The 15548-nt window shown below is 71.3% G+C and carries 15 protein-coding genes; 9 read left to right on the forward strand and 6 right to left on the reverse strand.

The features are described 5' to 3' along the window. From IEZ08_RS29380 to IEZ08_RS29405, 6 genes are all read left to right on the forward strand, one after another. A partial coding sequence (locus IEZ08_RS29380) for an SAM-dependent methyltransferase (RefSeq protein WP_189243409.1) occupies positions 1-300 on the forward strand: 300 nt, incomplete at its 5' end. 231 nt (positions 301-531) lie between these two features. Then, positions 532-1110: a sugar O-acetyltransferase gene (locus IEZ08_RS29385; protein WP_068926236.1), complete on the forward strand. Its 579-nt coding sequence runs from the start codon at positions 532-534 to the stop codon at positions 1108-1110. Between the two features lie 138 nt (positions 1111-1248). Continuing rightward, positions 1249-2061, forward strand: a complete 813-nt coding sequence (locus IEZ08_RS29390) for a class I SAM-dependent methyltransferase (protein ID WP_068929104.1) — start codon at positions 1249-1251, stop codon at positions 2059-2061. Between the two features lie 146 nt (positions 2062-2207). Beyond that, positions 2208-2870, forward strand: coding sequence for an RNA polymerase sigma factor (locus IEZ08_RS29395; RefSeq protein WP_229803644.1), 663 nt, complete (start codon positions 2208-2210; stop codon positions 2868-2870). Then, positions 2863-4068 (forward strand): CU044_5270 family protein, encoded by a 1206-nt coding sequence (locus IEZ08_RS29400; RefSeq protein ID WP_068926238.1) that lies wholly within the window; start codon positions 2863-2865, stop codon positions 4066-4068. The genes IEZ08_RS29395 and IEZ08_RS29400 overlap by 8 nt, the downstream gene beginning before the upstream one ends. A gap of 107 nt (positions 4069-4175) precedes the next feature. Then, a complete protein-coding gene (locus IEZ08_RS29405; protein ID WP_229803633.1) occupies positions 4176-5810 on the forward strand; it encodes a heparinase II/III domain-containing protein in 1635 nt (544 codons plus the stop codon). 25 nt (positions 5811-5835) lie between these two features. On the opposite strand, the gene IEZ08_RS29410 is transcribed toward IEZ08_RS29405, so the two are convergent. The 5 genes from IEZ08_RS29410 to IEZ08_RS29430 form a co-directional block, all read right to left on the reverse strand. Next, a complete protein-coding gene (locus IEZ08_RS29410) occupies positions 5836-7074 on the reverse strand; it encodes a GNAT family N-acetyltransferase (protein WP_068926242.1) in 1239 nt (412 codons plus the stop codon). Positions 7075-7190: 116 nt separating this feature from the next. Next, entirely contained in the window at positions 7191-7712 is a 522-nt protein-coding gene (locus IEZ08_RS39880) for a hypothetical protein (RefSeq protein WP_229803634.1), read from the reverse strand. A 245-nt stretch (positions 7713-7957) separates the two neighbouring features. Next, a complete protein-coding gene (locus tag IEZ08_RS29420) occupies positions 7958-8662 on the reverse strand; it encodes a hypothetical protein (RefSeq protein ID WP_068926244.1) in 705 nt (234 codons plus the stop codon). Continuing rightward, on the reverse strand, positions 8659-9585 hold the full coding sequence (locus tag IEZ08_RS29425; RefSeq protein ID WP_068926246.1) for an ATP-binding cassette domain-containing protein: 927 nt from the start codon (positions 9583-9585) through the stop codon (positions 8659-8661). The genes IEZ08_RS29420 and IEZ08_RS29425 overlap by 4 nt, the downstream gene beginning before the upstream one ends. After that, a complete protein-coding gene (locus tag IEZ08_RS29430; RefSeq protein ID WP_068926248.1) occupies positions 9582-9944 on the reverse strand; it encodes a GntR family transcriptional regulator in 363 nt (120 codons plus the stop codon). Before IEZ08_RS29430 ends, IEZ08_RS29425 begins: the two co-directional genes overlap by 4 nt. 472 nt (positions 9945-10416) lie before the next feature. On the opposite strand from IEZ08_RS29430, the gene IEZ08_RS29435 reads away from it, so the two are divergent. Beyond that, entirely contained in the window at positions 10417-11715 is a 1299-nt protein-coding gene (locus IEZ08_RS29435) for a hypothetical protein (RefSeq protein ID WP_189243410.1), read from the forward strand. Positions 11716-11787: 72 nt separating this feature from the next. On the opposite strand, the gene IEZ08_RS29440 is transcribed toward IEZ08_RS29435, so the two are convergent. Further along, complete coding sequence (locus tag IEZ08_RS29440) at positions 11788-13257, reverse strand: ATP-binding protein (protein ID WP_068926253.1); 1470 nt, start codon at positions 13255-13257, stop codon at positions 11788-11790. A 317-nt stretch (positions 13258-13574) separates the two neighbouring features. On the opposite strand from IEZ08_RS29440, the gene IEZ08_RS29445 reads away from it, so the two are divergent. Further along, on the forward strand, positions 13575-13802 hold the full coding sequence (locus tag IEZ08_RS29445; protein ID WP_229803646.1) for a UBP-type zinc finger domain-containing protein: 228 nt from the start codon (positions 13575-13577) through the stop codon (positions 13800-13802). A 26-nt stretch (positions 13803-13828) separates the two neighbouring features. After that, positions 13829-15505: an FAD-dependent oxidoreductase gene (locus tag IEZ08_RS29450; protein ID WP_068926255.1), complete on the forward strand. Its 1677-nt coding sequence runs from the start codon at positions 13829-13831 to the stop codon at positions 15503-15505. Positions 15506-15548: the final 43 nt, after the last annotated feature.

A 15548-nucleotide genomic window follows, 5' to 3' on the forward strand; every position in this document is an offset into this window, starting at 1 on the left:
GCCATCGTCACCGCCGTCCGCGAGAAACTGGCCCCCGGCAGCTACCTGGTGATCTCCCACGGCTACGCGGGGACCCTCCAGGAGGAGACCGTCGCCGAGGCCAAGGGGGTCTACACCTCCACCTCCGCCGGTGCTCCCGCTCTCCGCACGCCCGCCCACCTGGCCGCCTACACCGACGGCCTGGAGGTGCTCGACCCCGGCATCGTCCCGGTCCAGTCCTGGCGCCCGGAGTTCGACGGTGACGCCGAGTACGACCTCGGCAAGCCCGGCGTCCTCGGCGTGGTGGCCAGGGTGCCGTAAGGCCCAGCCCGTCCTGACCGGCATCGCGGGCCGTCGGCCTGGATGCCGGCGCAGGGGCGCCGGCCAACGTCGAGCAGGCGGTCGAGTCGTTCCCACATCACCTCGACGCCGGCCTCACGGTCGTGCGGTGATCTCCCGGCCTCGCTCCCGCCGGCCGATCGCGGTCACGGGATTCCAAGAAAACTCCGCCCCTCAGTGTGACCGGGTCCCATTGTGCGCACATCCGTACGCATGACCGACTTCTTCGCCGGGGACCCGCGTACCAACCGCGAGCGGATGCTCGCCGGTGACCTCTACATCGCCGACGACCCCGAACTCGAGGCCGCCCTCAAGCGCGCCGGCATCCTGGCCCACCGGTACGGCGAGCTCTACGTGACCGACTACGGGGCGGCCCGCGCCGTTCTGGAGGAGCTGCTCGGTTCGGTCGCCCCGGACGTCCACATCCGGCCGCCGCTCTACGTCGACTACGGCTCCTTCATCACCGTCGGCCCGGGAACGTTCGCCAACTACGGCCTGACCGCCCTCGACGTCGCCCCCATCACCATCGGCGCCGACGTGCAGATCGGCCCGAACGTGCAGTTGCTCACCCCCACCCACCCGCTCGATCCCGAGCGGCGGCGCGCCAAGCTGGAGGCCGCCGCGCCGATCACCATCGGCGACAACGTCTGGCTGGGCGGCGGCGCCATCGTGCTCGCCGGGGTCACCATCGGTGACGACAGCGTCATCGGCGCCGGTGCCGTCGTCACCAGGGGCATCCCGGCCGGGGTGGTCGCCGTGGGAACGCCCGCCCGCGTCGTCCGCGACCTCTGACCGCCCGCCCGCGCAGTCCGCCGTCCGTGGCCGCCCGCCCGCGTCGTCCGTGCTCTCCGGCCACCTCGCACCCCCGCCCGGCAGACTTCGATCTCCGGTCTCCCTAGACTGGTTCCTGTTTGGAAGGAAGTGTTCACCATGAGTAACACAGCCGAACTTCAGGAACTCAAGTCCCGGCAGCAGAAGACCTGGGCCAGCGGCGACTACAGCAAGATCGCCTGGCTCACCGTCCCCATGGCGGACGTGCTGTGCGACGCGGCCGACCTGCGGGCGGGCTCGGCCGTCCTCGACGTGGCGACCGGCACCGGCCACGTCGCGCTCGCCGCGGCGCGTCGCTTCTGTACGGTGACCGGCGTCGACTACGTGCCCGCCCTCCTCGACCGGGCGGCCCGCCGCGCCGAGGCCGAGGACCTCCCCGTCGACTTCCGTGAGGCGGACGCGGAGAACCTGCCGTTCGCGGACGCGTCGTTCGACTACGTCCTCTCCTCGATCGGGGTCATGTTCACCGCCGACCACCAGCGGGCGGCCAACGAGCTCATCCGGGTCTGCCGGCCCGGCGGGCGCGTGGGCGTGGCGAGCTGGACGCCGGCGGGCTTCATCGGCGAGCTGCTCAGGACGGTGAGCAACCACGCGCCCCCGCCGCCGGCGGCCCTGCCGCCGACCCGCTGGGGAGAGGAGGGCACGATACGCGAGCTGTTCGGCGATGGCGTCTCCGCCCTGACGTTCATCACCGCCGCGGTGACCCAGCGTTTCTCCTCGCCGGAGCACTTCGCCGACTTCTTCCTCACCCACTACGGCCCGACGCTCAAGGCCGCCGAGCGGCTCGACGACGCCGGTCGGCGGGCCTTCCGCGACGACCTGGTCGCCATCGCCGCCAAGTCGAACCGCGTCACGGACGGGACCCTGGTCAGCGACTGGGAGTACCGGATCGCCGTCGCGACCCGCGTCTGACCCTCCCGGCCGTCCCCGCCCTCCCGGTCTTCCGCGTGCCGTCCGGGACATAACCTCTCTCAGCACCGTGAAAGCGGATCACCGCATCGGGTGATACAGGATGACCGCTGATCCGCTCGCGAGAGGTTGCACATGACGGGGAGAGCATCGTGACCGCGATGTCCTGGGCCGCGTGCCCGGCGGAGGACACTCCGCCGGGCGTGACGGAGGCCCCTGATGCCCGGTCGTCCCTCTCGGAGCCGGAGACCCGCGGCGTCCGGCTGCCGCTCGACGACCCCGAGTCGTTCGGCGCGGTCTTCGACGCGTACTTCGGGGAGATCCACCGCTACGTCGCCCAGCGGCTCGGCGTCGACCACGCCGAGGACGTCGTCGCCGAGACGTTCCTCACCGCGTTCCGCAAGCGGTCGCGTTACGACCCGTCCCGCGCCACCGTGCGGGCGTGGCTGTACGGCATCGCCACCAACCTCGTCGGCAAGCACCGCCGCCTGGAGGTGCGCACGCTGCGTGCGCTCGGGCGGTACGGCCCGGAGGCCGACGCCCCCGGGCACGAGGAGCGCGTCGCCGTACGGGTCAGCGCGGAGAGCCTGCGCCCGGAGCTGGCGGCGGCGCTGGCCGGGCTGGACCGGCGGGACCGGGACGTGGTGCTGCTCGTCGCCCTGGCCGGGTTGAGCCACGAGGAGATCTCCACCGCCCTGGACATCCCGTACGGGACCGTCGGATCCCGGCTGAGCCGGGCCAGGAAGAAGCTGCGCGCCGCGCTGGGCGGCGTCAACCCCATGCTCGATCCCGAGGAGGCCGGCCGTGGATGAGCTGCAGGCGATCCGGGAGCTGTACGGCGAGCCGCAGGCCGATCCGTTCCTGGCCGCCAGGGTCCGGAGGCGGCTGGAGAGCGGGTCCCGGCGGCGGCGCCGGAGGTTGCCGTGGACGGCGGCCCTCGCGGGTCTCGCCGCCGCGGCGGCCGCCACGGTGATCGCGGTCCCGGGTGTGATCGGGCTCGGCCAGGACCCGGGCACGGCCGGGCGGGCCCCGGGGGCGTCCGGGCAGCCGGGCGGACCGGAGGCGGCGTCCACGACGCTCTCCGGGCGGTCGATCCTGCTCGCGGCGGCGAGCACGGCCGCGGCGGAGCCCGCGGTGCCGGGTTCCTACTGGCGGGTCAGGAAGCTCTACCGGCAGACGCATCCGGAGCGGCTCGGGCGGGGCCAGAACCGCTACTGGGTGGTGGAGTCGCGGCTCACCGAGCAGTGGGTCGCCAGGGACGGCAGGGTCTGGTCCGGTTCCCGGACGCTGGGGACGCACCCGGCGAGTGCGGCCGACGAGGCCGCCTGGCGGCGTGACGGCTCCCCCGCCGAGTGGTCGAGCCGGGGACGCGTGCTGTCCACCTCTCCCGAGAAGGGCCGGCTCAGGGAGGCCACGGGCAAGGTGCCGTTCAGCATGGCCGGCCGGGAGATGACCACGGAGCAGATCCGGGGGCTCCCCGCCGATCCCGCCGCGCTGCGGGAGTGGGTGGGCGCAGCCGTACGGGAGGCCGGGATCGGAGGCGGGGAGACCACACTGACGTCCACCGCCGGACCCACCGGCGGGACGGCGCAGGACGCTCCCGGGCCGACCGGCGGGACGGCGGAGAACACCCCCGGCGGTTCCCCGGAACCGGACGACGGCGTCGTGGCCGACGCGCTCAGCGGCCTGTTGTGGAGCAAGCCGTCGCCACCGGCCGTGCGGGCCGCCGCCTACCGGGCCCTCGCGGAGCTGCCGAACGTGCGCTACCTGGGCGAGGCCACGGACGAGCGAGGCCGCAGGGGCGCCGCGTTCTCCTTCACGACGTCCTTCACCACGTCCTCCACGGAGCAGGTCACCGTCCAGCGGACGTTGATCATCGATCCCGGCAGTTCCCAGGTGCTCTCCTCGACCACCACCGGCCTGCCGGGGGTCAAGGGCGAGCAGGTCGAGGTGGTCCTCAAGGCGGGCTGGACGGACGACGAGCCGTCCCCACCGGGGCTTCTCCGGTAAGTCCACCGGGGCTTCCCCGGTAAGCCGGCCGCGGCCCGTTCCTCCCTTCTTTTCATCCGGTTCACAGGCGCGTGGGGGTCGTCCATGCCCTGGATTGGAGCAAGCGCTTGCTTAGAAACATCGTGTCCTCGCTCGGCCTGGCGCCGCGCCGCCCCGCCGTACCGGCCCGGATGACCGGTGACGGCCCGGCCGTCTGCGTGGCCGGGCACTTCCCCGCGATCAAGGTGCCCGAGGTCATGCGGGGCCGGGTCACGTTCGCCGGCCTGCCTCCCGTCGACCTGGGCACCGCGGGCATCGACTGGCGCCTCGACCCGCACCGCAACCGCTCCTGGGCGCTGAACCTGCACGCGCTGCGCTGGATGGGGCGGCTGGTCGTGGAGTACGAGCGCTCGGGGGAGCGGCGGTATCTCGACCGTGCCACCGCGATCGCCGAGGACTGGGTGCGGGAGAACCCCCGCGGCGGGAGCGGTGTCAGCCCCTGGGCCTGGGCCGAGCATCCGGTCGCGCTGCGCACGCCGGCGCTGGTCTGCCTCAGCGCGCACGTGACGGCCCGCTGGCTCCGGGACAGCCTGGTCACGCACGGCGGGATCCTGGCCGACCCCGCGCTCTACCGGCAGGGTCACAACCACGGCCTGGACCAGGACATCGCGCTGCTGCTGGCCGGCGCCCGTCTCGGCCACCGCGAGTGGCGGGACCTGGCGCTCCGGCGGATGACCGCCTCGGCGGAGATCGCCATCGACGCGCAGGGCGTGCTGCACGAGCAGGCCCCCCGGTACGGCGTCTACGTGCACCGGCGGCTGGGCGTGGCGATGGAGGCGATCGAGCGGTGCGGGGCCGAGGTCCCCCCGGGTCTCGCCGCCCGGCGCCGGTCGCTGGAGACCTACGTCAGCCACGCCGTCCAGCCCGACGGCCGCCTGGTGCCGATCGGCGACAGCCCGGCGGGCATGCGCCCGGAGGGCTTCGCACGGGAGGAGTCCACGGTCAGGATCTTCGACGGCGGTTACGTGTTCGGCAGGACCGCCTGGGACGACCCGGGCGCGGCCCACTACTCGATCAGGTTCGGCCCCGGGCGCAGGCTCCACGGCCACGAGGACCACCTGGGCGTCACCTACCACGCCCAGGGCCGGGACATCCTGGTGGAGGCGGGCTTCCACTCCTACGAGCGCACGCCGTACCAGAAGTGGACCTCGTCCCCCGAGGCGCACAACGTCCCCGTCGTGGTGGGCGCGGCCTTCCGGGAGGGTACGGCCACGCGCCTGACGGGCTCGTCCGTCACCCCGGTCCGGCAGTCCTTCCGGCTCACCGACGACGCCTACGGCGTGAGCCGCACCCGCTCGGTGCTGGTCAGCCACGGCGCCGACCTGATGGCCGTGCTGGACACGGTCCCGGCCGGATCGGCGCTGCGCAGCCTGTGGCACTTCGACCCGGCGCTCACCGTGGCCTCCCGGGGCGACGGGCGGGTGGTGCTGGCCGACGGGGACTGGCGGGTGGCGCTGGTCCAGCTCGCGGTGCCGTCGTGCCGCCCGCTCGGCGGCCAGGCCGTACGGCCCGGTGTGGTCTCGCCCGGCTACCTCAGGACGGCGGAGGCGGTGACGGTGCTCTCCCCGGCGGCGCGGGCCGTACTGACCCTGATCGTCCCCGGGACCGCGGATCCGGAGATCACCGTCTCCGAGGAGAGCGGCGAGGTGACCGTCCGCACCCCCGGCGGCCCCGTCTCCTTCCCGCCCTCACTCGGCCTGTAGATCACGCCGGCGTCCCGTGGGACGGTCAGAACGGCAGGTAGTAGCTGAGCACGTCGGCGGTGAGCGGCGGGAAGAGCGCCTGGAACAGCTCCTTCTCCCCGGTGTAGACGTCGGGCCGGATCCGGCCCAGTCCCTCGATCCCGCGCGGGCCGAACAGCAGGGCGGGCAGGTAGTCGGGGGCCACTCCGGCGCCTCCCACGGCTCCGGGCCCCTGCATGGCCCCGCCGGTGACGACCTCGCCGAGACCGTCGGCGCGGACCGGGATGCGGTAGTGGGCGCCGAAGGTGGAGATGACGATGTCACGGCCGGTGCGGTCGATCCCGGCCGCGGTGAGGCGCCGCCACAGCAGCGGCCGCAGCCGGTCGAGAAGCGCCGCGACGTCCGGGATGCGGACGTAGTACTGCTCGGCCTGCGCGCGCGGTTCGTAGTCGAGGAAGTCCCGCCAGGCGGTGGCGGTCACGGTGCCGGCCCGGTGGACGACGTTCACCCGGCCGCCGGGCACCAGGGCCGCGACGCCGCGGAGCAGTTCCCGCGCCGCCGCCTCGTCGCGCGCGGCTGCCTCGGCCAGCAGGATCTCGCCGTCGTCGGGGGGCGTGGTGCGGCCGGTGGCGACGACGGCGCCGGCGTCTTCGAGGACCCACAGGGTGCTCGCCTCGTGGGCCAGCAACCACCGCCAGCACGCCGCCGAGTGCGGCATGGCCACGTCGAACAGGTTCTGGGCCGTGTCCTGCAGGGCCGCCATGGCGGGGATGTCGGAGGGCAGCGCGGCGCGGAGCGCGGGTGTCCCCTCGCCGGGCGGCGGGGTGCGCACGGTCAGCGCCGGCGGTATGTCGATGGCGTACTCGTAGCCGAACAGCCGGTAGAAGTACGGGATCCCGATCATCGCCTGGATGACGTGGCCGCGGGCGGCGGAGCGCTCGTGGGCCCATCGCATGAGCGCCCGGACGAGTCCGCGTCCCTCGTATTCACGGTCGGTGGCGACCAGCTCGACCTGACCGGCGGGCAGGCGGATGTCGCCGAGGCGTACTTCCTCGTCGAGGAGCGTCGCGGTGGAGACGACCCGGTCGCCGTCGACGACCACGGCGCAGGCGGGCCAGCCGGCGTCGGGATCGGTGACGACCAGCCGGTGGTCGAGGGCGTCGGCGGGTTCACCGCGTTCGGCGAGAAGCGTGCCGATCTGGTCCAGCTCCGAAGGCCGCGCCTGTCGCAGGACGAGGCCGTCGGCCAGCGGGACGGGGGCGGGGAGGTCTGCGGTTGCGGTCACGCCGGGACTATCGCACCGCCGCGACCGCCCCGTCCATCGAGTTTCCGCCGCGGGACCGCCGTCCCCGGAAGCCCTGGGAAGCATGGGGCGATCGGGGAATCCCCGTCATCGGGAGATCAGGGGGACACGTAGCACTCGACCTCGGCGCGGCGGGACGGCAGGCCGCCCGCCGCCGCGGTCTCGGCGCACTTCCGTTCCCGCTCGCTGAGCGGGAGGACGCCGCACACGCTGACCCCGGAGTAGGTCCGGCAGTCCAGCGAGGGGTTCTCCTCCCCCGTCCGGTAGTCGTTCTCGGCCGCCGAGCGGCACCGCTCGCGCAGCGCCGGGGTGTCGGCGTACCGGCACTGGTCGAGCAGGATGCGGTGCTGCGCCGGGCTCACCTCGACCGGGGTTTCGGCTGGGGTCTCCCCCGCCCGCGCCGTACCGGCCGGGTTCGCCTCCTCCGCCCGCGCCGTACCGGCTGGATCCGACTCGGTCCGGCCGGCGCGGATCGTGCTCTCCCCGGACGGTCCCGCCTGGACCGTGCCCCCCGCCGGCCCGGCGGGCGCCTGGGCCACCGGTTTCCCGGTCGTGACCCCGCATCCGGTGGCCGCGACCGATGCGGTGGCCAGCGCCGCCGCGCAGATGAACAGCCTCATATCGCCCCCCGCCTCACCGTAGCCCGAAAACGGTCTTATCCAAGGAAAGGCCGCGTATCGCTTGAGTAGTACGGCTCGCGCAAGCAGTGCGTCGTGCAAGCAGTGCGGCTCATCTGAGCGGTCCGGCGGCTACTCGGCGAGCCCGTCCTTGTAGCTCTTGCGCAATCCGATGACGTCCAGGACCGGCACGGCGGTCTCCTCTCAGCGGAGCGTGTCGCGGATTTCCCGGGCGGGCCCGTCGCGCGTCAGGTGAGCCTGTTGCGGAGCGGGACGTCGCGGATGATCGGCCAGGTCATCGCCAGGCCGAGCAGGAAACAGCCCAGGCCGGTCGCCAGGGCCGTCAGGACGGTCGGCGTGGAGACGACGCCCAGAGGCATGGAGATGAAGGGCAGCCTGAGATCCGCGCCGATGGCGGCCTCGCCCAGCACGACCAGCCCGATGCCGAACGGGATCGACAGCAGCCCGCCGCCCTGCCAGCGGTAGAAGGCCGCCCCCATGAAGGTCCCGGCGACGATCCAGACGAGGAACTCGACGAGGTACTCGGTGAAGACCAGCGGCACCTGGGTCGGCGAGGCGAACAGGTGCGGCCTGGCCAGTTCCTGCGTCCAGCCGGCCACGCTGTACAGGAGCGTCTCCAGCAGGTAGCCCACCACGAGCAGGGCGGACAGGACGGGCGCGTACAACGCGACGGTCACCGCCGCCTGCGCGCCGAACTGCCTGCGGGTCTGTCCGTGCGCGATGTAGAGCGGGAGGAACTCCCGGACCAGGGCGACGCCGACGAACAGCGCGAACCAGCGGGGCACCTGCGTCGCGCCCTCCCACACGCTCCTGTCGAGCGTTCCGAAGATCGCGATACAGATCGTGATCAGCGTCGTGACCGCGTAGAAGGCCGCCCAGAGGATCCCGGCGAAGTAGATCTGGGCGGCGAGCAGACGGCTGGGGAATCTCATCGGGCGTCTCCAAACGGGTTCGCGGAGGCGTCCGCGGCCGGTACGGCGGGCGCGGCGTCCCCGGAGCCTTCGGTGAGGTGGACGAACAGGTCCTGCATGGCGATCGGGCCGAGTTCGAGCCCGGCCTCGCGGGCCTTCCTGCGCTGGGCCTCGTCGAGGTCGCCGTAGACCATCGCCGAGGCGGTCGGGCCGAGCCGCTTGGCGCCCAGCACGGTGAGCCCGGCGGTGAACGCCTCCACCTGACCGGCGGGACCGGTGACGGAGGTGCCGCGCGACAGCAGTGTCTGGCTCTCCTCGTGCAGGACCAGCCTGCCCCGGTCGATGATCACGACCTCCTCGAACAGCGAGCTGTACTCCTCGATCAGGTGGGTGGAGAGGATGATCGTGCGCGGGTGCTCCATGAAGTCGGCGAGCAGCGCGTCGTAGAAGGCGTAGCGGGAGGGCGCGTCCATGCCCAGGTAGGACTCGTCGAACATGGTCAGCTGTGACCGGCCGGCCAGCCCGACCACCACGCCCAGCGCCGAGCGCTGTCCCTTCGACATCTCCTTCACCTTCATGTTCCGCCGCAGGCCGAACCGGTCCAGCAGCTCGCCGGCGTAGGCGGCGTCCCAGTGGGGGCGCAGCCACTCGGCGAAGTAGAGGGCGTCCTCGACCTTGTCGATGTCGATCGTCTCGCCCGCGTCCCTGATCAGGCAGATCTCCCGGGTGATCGCCGCGTTCTCGAACACCGGGTGCCCGCCGACCCGGACCGTGCCGCCGGACTCCCTGCGGAAACCGGCCAGCACCGACATCAGGGTGGTCTTGCCGGACCCGTTCCGGCCGAGCAGTCCGTAGATCTTGCCGCCGTCGAGCGAGAAGGTCATGTCGTCGATGGCCCGGACGTCACCGTAGTTCACCCGCAAGCCGCTGACCTCGATGTTCATGCGTTCCTCTCCAGCTCGTCGATGCGCTTGACGATGTCGCCCAGCGGGATCCCGATCGCCTTCGCCTCGGCCACCATCGGGTCGACCACGTCGGCGAAGAAGCGCTCCCGGCGCTGCGCCCGCAACTCGTCCCGGGCGGCCGGACTGACGAACATCCCGATCCCTCGTTTCTTGTAGAGAACCCCTTCGTCGACCAGCTGCTGGAACGCCTTGGCCGCCGTGGCCGGGTTGATCCGGTAGAACGCGGCGTACTGGTTGGTCGACATGACCTGCTCGTCGCCCTGCAACGCTCCGCTCAGCACGTCGGCCTTGATGCGGTCGGCGATCTGCCGGTAGATCGGGCTCCGGTCGTCGAACATCACACCTACTCCGTCGGTTCATTACTCATGCAATGAACCATAGAAGACAGGCGGGCACGCGTCAACGCCCCTTCGTCCGCACACACCCCCAGGGGATCCGCCTCCCGGCCGGCCGCCATCCGGTGACGGACTTCCGGCCGCCCTTGACCACCACGACCCGGCAGGAGGCAGGCCCGGTGCCGCAGGCGCCGGCCGGTCCCCGACGTCGGCCGGGATCGAATATCTCAAGCATGGAAATGCGGCATGTTCACATAAACGGACCGCTTTCCCCTAACTCCGCCAACCGATTCCTCATACCATCTCCTCCATGCCTGAGGTGGATTTTGTACTTGCGATAATTTTCGGCCCTCCAGTGGCATTGGCGTTCTGCTCTGCCGCTTTCGCGGGGCGGTCGGCCCCCCACGGCCGCCACACGCGCGTGCGCCCGATCCATCTGATTCGGGGAACGACCCTGAGTGCGATCGGTATCGCGGTGACGGCGCTCATCGCGTGGTCCACCCATGAAGACGTCCACTATGACGACTTCGGATTGGCCATGACCTTCTGGGCGGCCATGTTCAGCGGGGCATTGTTCCTTCTCGGCCTGGGCCCGTTCGTCCCGTGGCTGCTCGGATTCCTCCCGCGGCACGCCGCACGGCTACCGCTCCCGTTCCGGCTGGCCTCCCGGGACCTGGCCGACGACCGTTCCCGTACGGCCCCCGCGATCGCGCTGACGATGATCGCGACCGCCCTCGCCGTCACGATAACGATCACCGAGGTCGCCGAGACGGCACAGCAGAGGGCGCAGTACCACCCGCAAGGCAGACCCGGCGCCCTGATCGTGGAGGTCTTCACCGATGACGGGGCGGCGGCCGCACGCACGGCCGTCCGGCACGAGTTGCCCGGGGTGCCCATCGCGCAGAGCTATCGTCCGCGCGAGCACGGGCACTTCAGCCTGGGCATCGGGAACGTGGGACCGTCGGAGACCGAGAGTGTCGATCCGTCCTACCTCATCGGCGACCGGGCGCTGCTCCACTACCTCACGGCAGACGCGTCGACGCCCTACGACGAGAACACGGCCGTGGTCGTCACCACCGCCGATGCCGAAGTCGACCGGGTGCGGATCCACTATGACGCGCCTGGTGGCGGCCTCCCCCCGGCCGGCGGTGATACCGCCCTGTCCGGCAAGACCGTCCCCGCGATCACCGTCAGGCCCGGTGACCCTCGCGTGAATAAGATCTTCGTCCCCGCGAAGGTCGTGCGGGACCTCGGCTTCCAGCTGGCCCCGGAGAAGATGATCATCGATCCCTCCGTCCACCGGGTCTCGGCGGCCGAGCAGGAGCGGCTCGACCGCCGCCTGGGTGACAGCGCGACCACCTACGTCGAGCGGGGATTCCAGCCCTCGGACCGCTGGCTGGGCCTCGTCGGAACGTTGATCGCCTTCGCCTCCTGCGGTGCGCTGGCCGCGACCGCGCCGGCAGCCGTCGGCGCGCGGTCACGGCGGGTGCTCCGGCGGGTCGGCGGCGGCTCGACCGCGACCATGCGGTTGTTCGCCGCGTGCCGGACGGGGCTGGGCACCGCCTGCGGAACCGTGACGGGCGCGGTCGCCGGGTCCGTCGCCGGCCGGATGCTGGCATGGCCCATGACCGCTTCGGCCGACTGGGAGCCGATCGAACGGGCCCCCTTCGACACCCCGTGGTGGACGATCATCGCTCTGTCCGCCGGACTGCCCGTGCTCACCGCCGCGATCGCGGCTCTGCTCCCGCCCGCGGCTCCGCGCGAGCACGCGTGAACGCCCTCCGCTACGGGGTCGCGACGCCGTACCGGGGACCGCGCCGGACCGGTGCTCCCGGAGGAAGAGCGGTCAGGAGGCGCACAGGGTGCCGCGGCTGCCCTCCACGGGGATCCGCACCAGCATGCGGGTGTCTCCGGGAACGGACCGGACGGTGATCGACCCGTTGTGGCGCTGGGTCACGATGCGGTAGGAGAGGTGCAGGCCGAGACCGGTTCCCTTGCCGACGTCCTTGGTCGTGTAGAAGGGTTCGAAGATCCGGGAGAGGGAGTCGGCCGGGATCCCGCTCCCGCTGTCGCCTATCTCCACCGTCAGGCAGTTTCCCTCAAGGGATGTCCGCAGGGTGAGCGTTCCCCGGCCGTCCATCGCGTCGACGGCGTTGTCGATGAGGTTCGTCCAGACCTGGTTGAGCTCCGTCGGATATCCCAGGATCTCGGGGATCTCCGCGTCGTACTCCCGCACGACGCGCACCTCTGAGAGCTTGGACCGCAGGACCGTCAAGGTGGCCTCCAGGCCGTCCGTCACCGAGAAGCGCTGTTCGGGGGCGCGGTCCAGGTTCGCGTAGTCGCGAGTGGCGGCGATCAGCGCGGAGATTCGCGGGGCGGCGATCTGCAGTTCGTTCACCAGTCCCCGGACCTCCAGCAGCGCCGCCAGATGGTCGAGTGCGACCGGAACGGCGCCGGAGTGCAGGCCGGCCGTCCGCCGGGCCAGCCACTCCTGTGAGAGGCCGAGATCGGCGAGTGCCGACGCCAGGCGGGCGGCCCGCGCGGCCCCCTGCTCGTCGGCCCAGTCCGCGATCTCGTCCTCGATGTCCGCCAGCGTGACGGGGTCGGTCTCGGTGGGGGCGGGAGTGTCCAGGGCGTCGTCCGCGGTCCGCGCCAGGGCGTCCCGTTCCTCGTCCGTGGCGATGCGCCCCCAGGCCGACGCGGTGTCCGTGAGCCGCGCCACCGCGGGCCGCAGTTCCTGGGCGGCGCGCGCCACGGCGGCCGCCGGGTTGTTCAGCTCGTGGGCCAGGCCCGCCGCGAGCGTGCCCAGCGCCATCACCGTCGCCCGGTTGCGCGCCTGAAGCTCGGAGGCCTTGATGCGCCAGGCGAGGACCGGCAGCAGGACCCGCGCCACGCTCGGACAGCGGACGAGCATCTCGAAGAAGACCGGCTTGGGGTAGACCAGCACGGTCGTCTCGCCGACCGCGGTGACGGTGGCGACATAGCCTCCGTCGGTCAGCAGGGGCAGCTCACCGGTGAACCCGTGGGCCGCCGTCGGCTTGCCGTCCTGTCCGCCGTCCGGCTTCGAGCGCGTCGTGTGACGGGTCAGGATCTCCTCGCGCCCGTCCTCCACCTTGGTGACCACGAGCTCACCGTCGAGCAGCACGTAGAACTCGGTCGCCGGGTCACCGTCGCGGAACAGCACCTCGCCATCGGCCAGCCTTCTCCGCCGGGCCGCCGTGGCGAGCCATTCATATTGCTCCTCCGTGACCCCGGCGAAGAGCTCGATGGAGGTCAAAAGGGAGCGGAGCCGCTGAGCATCCTCAGCATCGGCCATGGTTCCTCCATTTGGAGCCGATCCCGGACGCCCGCCCGGCCAGTTCTCAGCGAGTTTCCACCGTTTGAATATGCATCACCAGAACAGCAGGGGGCCAGGATGCTGCCATGCAGTATCCTGGCGGCACTAATACGTGAATACGTACGCCGATACGTACGCCGAAATTAATCCGATTATCCGCGGGTTTTTTATCCGACAGACTCTGTCAGGTCCGCTCGGCGGAGGCCGCCGCCTCGTCCTAGACTATTGTCCGCCCTTAGTTTCGCGCGGAAAGGTTCCTCGTGAGCGAATGCACACACCTCGACCAGATCCAGCGGGTGACCCCTAGCGCGAACGGCTGCGAAGACTGTCTCGCAATCGGTGATCTCTGGGTCCACCTGCGGTTGTGCCTGACGTGCGGCCATGTCGGCTGCTGCGATTCCTCCAAGAACCGGCATGCGACGAAGCACTACCGGAGCGCCGGGCATCCCGTGGTCTCCTCCCTCGAACCGGGTGAGGAGTGGGCCTGGTGTTACGTGGACCAGGTAGCGCTGGCACCTGCGTAAATCTCCCTTCCCGAGCAGGAGCCACGATGAGCTCAGCCTCCCCGCCCAAACCTGTGATCCTCGCGGTGGACGACGATCCACAGGTTCTCCGCGCCGTCCGCCAGGACCTGAGAGTCGCGTACTCAAGCGATTACCGGATCCTGGGCGCATCCTCGGCGAAAGACGCTCTGGAGATTCTCGACGCTCTCGAACAGCGTGGCCAGGACCCGGCGCTCTTCCTCGCCGACCAGCGCATGCCGGACATGACCGGGGTGGATTTCCTGCTCGAAGCGGTGAGTCGTTACCCCGACGCCAAGCGTGTGCTGCTCACCGCATACGCGGAGACCGACGCCGCGATCACGGCGATCAACCGGGTCCGGCTCGACTACTACCTCATGAAGCCGTGGGACCCGCCCGACGAACGGCTCTTCCCCATCCTCGACGATCTGCTCTCGGACTGGACGGCCGCCTACCGTCCCCAGTATCGCGGCATCCGCATCGTGGGCCATCTCGTCTCCCCTCAGACCCATGCCGTCCGCGACTTCCTCACCCGCAACGGACAGCCGTTCCAGTTCCTGAACGTCGAGAGGGATCCGGAGGCGCGGCGGCTGGTGGAGTCGCACCCCGCCCCTCACCCCGCCCTCCCCCTGGCCTTCTTCCCCGACGGCGCGGTGCTGTCCGCGCCGAGCAACAGCCAGCTCGCCGACCAGCTGGGCCTGGTGACCACCGCCTCCCGGCCGCACTACGACACCGTCATCATCGGCGCCGGCCCGGCGGGACTCGCCGCCGGTGTGTACGGCGCGTCGGAAGGACTTTCGACGCTGATCCTGGACGCGGGCGTGCCGGGAGGACAGGCGGGGACGTCCAGCCTCATCGAGAACTATCTCGGTTTTCCCGCGGGCCTGTCCGGCGCGGACCTCACCCGCCGCGCCGTGACCCAGGCCACCCGGTTCGGGGCCGAGCTGCTCTATCCGGTGGAGGTCGTCGGCCTGCGCCGGGAGGACCCCGTGAAGATCATCGGACTCGGCGACGGCGCCGAGATCAGCGCCGGGACCGTCCTGCTGGCCATGGGGGTCTCCTACAACCGGCTCGACGTCCCCGGGGCCGAGCGTTTCGAGGGAGCCGGTCTCTACTACGGCGCGGCGACGACGGAGAGCGCTTCCTGCGTCTCCCAGCACGTGTTCATCATCGGCGCGGCCAACTCCGCCGGTCAGGGCGCGATCCACTTCTCCAAGTACGCCGCCAAGGTCACCTTGCTGGTGCGGGGTGAGTCGTTGCAGACGAGCATGTCCCAGTACCTGGTCGACGAGATCGAGCGGATTCCCAACATCGAGGTCCGGGTGCGTACGCGGGTCGTCGGCCTCGAAGGCGATGAGAACCTGGAACGCCTCGTCCTCGTCGACGACGCCACCGGCGCCACCTTCGAGGAGCCCGCCGAGTTCGTGTTCACCTTCATCGGGGCCCGGCCGCGGTCGGCCTGGCTCGGGGGCATGGTGGAGTGTGACGATCACGGTTTCGTCCTCACCGGATCCGACCTGATCCGGAGCGGGAAACTCCCGCCGTCCTGGCCGTTGGCGCGTGAGCCGTACCTGCTGGAGACGAGTGTCCCCGGCGTGTTCGCGGCCGGCGACATCCGGGCCAACTCGGTCAAACGTGTGGCGTCCGGCGTCGGGGAGGGAGCGATGGCGGTCTCACTCATCCACCGGCACCGCGCGAACGGCTGAACGTGCTCCACACGGACACCCTGCCGCCTCCACGCGGACACCC

It is taken from the genome of Planobispora rosea, from assembly GCF_014648175.1.
GTDB lineage: Bacteria > Actinomycetota > Actinomycetes > Streptosporangiales > Streptosporangiaceae > Planobispora > Planobispora rosea.

Excerpts from the sequence above, each read along its gene's own strand:
- IEZ08_RS29385 (WP_068926236.1), top strand. The coding sequence starts at position 532 with ATGACCGACTTCTTCGCCGGGGACCCGCGTACCAACCGCGAGCGGATG.
- IEZ08_RS29390 (WP_068929104.1), top strand. The coding sequence starts at position 1,249 with ATGAGTAACACAGCCGAACTTCAGGAACTCAAGTCCCGGCAGCAGAAG.
- IEZ08_RS39880 (WP_229803634.1), bottom strand. The coding sequence starts at position 7,712 with ATGAGGCTGTTCATCTGCGCGGCGGCGCTGGCCACCGCATCGGTCGCG.
- IEZ08_RS29420 (WP_068926244.1), bottom strand. The coding sequence starts at position 8,662 with ATGAGATTCCCCAGCCGTCTGCTCGCCGCCCAGATCTACTTCGCCGGG.
- IEZ08_RS29425 (WP_068926246.1), bottom strand. The coding sequence starts at position 9,585 with ATGAACATCGAGGTCAGCGGCTTGCGGGTGAACTACGGTGACGTCCGG.
- IEZ08_RS29430 (WP_068926248.1), bottom strand. The coding sequence starts at position 9,944 with ATGTTCGACGACCGGAGCCCGATCTACCGGCAGATCGCCGACCGCATC.
- IEZ08_RS29440 (WP_068926253.1), bottom strand. The coding sequence starts at position 13,257 with ATGGCCGATGCTGAGGATGCTCAGCGGCTCCGCTCCCTTTTGACCTCC.
- IEZ08_RS29450 (WP_068926255.1), top strand. The coding sequence starts at position 13,829 with ATGAGCTCAGCCTCCCCGCCCAAACCTGTGATCCTCGCGGTGGACGAC.